General features: G+C 69.3%; 1 protein-coding gene. It reads left to right on the top strand.

The genetic code is table 11. From position 1 onward, the window contains the following. The coding region (locus NON22_RS24630; protein ID WP_257389617.1) for a beta-ketoacyl synthase N-terminal-like domain-containing protein at positions 1 to 1,132 on the top strand (1,132 nt) is incomplete at both ends.

Below are 1,132 nucleotides of genomic sequence, written 5' to 3'. Positions count from 1 at the left end.
CGTCCGCGCCGCCAGGCCGCGCGAGGCCTGCGTGCGCTCGCCGCCGAGGCGGCGCCGGCGGCTGCGTCGACGACTACGCAACGCAGCAGCGCCGGCGAGCCGATCGCCGTGATCGGCATGGCCGGCCAGTTCCCGCAGGCGGCCACGTTGGCCGAGTTCTGGCGCAATCTCGCCGCGGGCCGCGACTGCATCGGCGCGGTTCCGCCGCAACGCTGGGACATGGAGCGCTATTACCGGCCCGGCGCGCCGGCACCGGGACTCAGCAACAGCCGCTGGATGGGCCTGCTCGACGGGTTCGACCATTTCGATCCGCTGTTCTTCAACATTTCGCCGAAAGAGGCGGAATACATGGACCCGCAGCAGCGCCTGTTCCTGCAGGCCTGCTGGCACGCGATCGAGGACGCCGGCTTCAACACGCGCAGCCTGTCGGGCACGCGCTGCGGCGTGTTCGCCGGCTGTGCGACCGGCGACTACCAGCTGCTCGCGACCGAGCAGCGCCTGACCGCGCAGGGCTTCACCGGCAACGCGAGTTCCATCCTGGCCGCGCGCATTTCGTACTTTTTCAATCTGCAAGGTCCCTGCGTCGCGATCGACACGGCCTGTTCCTCGTCCCTGGTCGCGATCGCCCAGGCCTGCGACAGCCTGAGTTCGGGCGCGAGCGAAATCGCGCTGGCCGGCGGCGTCTACGTCGCGTCGGGGCCGGACATGCACATCAAGACCGCGCAGGCCGGCATGCTGTCGACGGACGGGCGCTGCTTCGCGTTCGACCAGCGCGCGAACGGCTTCGTGCCGGGCGAGGGCGTCGGCGTGGTCGTGCTCAAGCGGCTGGCCGACGCGCAGCGCGACGACGATCCGGTCTACGGCGTGATCCAGGGCTGGGGAGTCAACCAGGACGGCAAGACCAACGGCATCACGGCGCCGAATCCGCAGTCGCAGACGCGGCTGCAGCTGGAGGTCTACGACCGCTTCGGCATCGATCCGGGGGGTATCCAGCTCGTCGAGGCGCACGGCACCGGCACGAAGCTCGGCGATCCGATCGAGGTCGAGGCATTGAAGGCTTCCTTCGGCCGCTACACGCAGAAGACGGGCTACTGCGCGCTGGGTTCGGTCAAGAGCAACATCGGTCATTGCC

The organism is Tahibacter caeni, assembly GCF_024609805.1.
GTDB lineage: Bacteria > Pseudomonadota > Gammaproteobacteria > Xanthomonadales > Rhodanobacteraceae > Tahibacter > Tahibacter caeni.
This window is presented reverse-complemented; position numbering and strand designations above follow the sequence as displayed.